The organism is Klebsiella sp. K47, from assembly GCF_051858335.1.
Taxonomy (GTDB): domain Bacteria; phylum Pseudomonadota; class Gammaproteobacteria; order Enterobacterales; family Enterobacteriaceae; genus Klebsiella; species Klebsiella pneumoniae.
The window spans coordinates 1-218 of sequence record NZ_JBPYUI010000493.1 but is presented as its reverse complement, the minus strand read 5'-3'; the positions used below and the strand labels follow the sequence as shown (position 1 = coordinate 218).

Annotated in this window: 1 pseudogene; it reads left to right on the top strand. The window is 60.6% G+C overall.

Annotation, left to right across the window (positions count from 1 at the left end):
- Positions 1-218 (top strand): annotated as a pseudogene (locus RRF55_RS28935) (nitroreductase family protein); the annotation flags it as partial.

Genomic DNA, 218 nt, shown 5'->3' with positions numbered 1-218 from the left:
GCATCAGCGGCTGGCACACCCATGGCATGGCCGGCTTCGACCAGGACCTGGCGCGTCAGGAGCTGAAGGTTCCTGAAGGTTATGTGCTGCATGCCATGGTGGCGATCGGCAAACTGGGTGACAAGGCCAGCCTGGATGAGGCGTTGCAGGCACGTGAAGTGCCTAGCCCACGCAAACCATTGAGCGAGCTGGCTGCCGAGGGTGATTTCAGCCTTTAA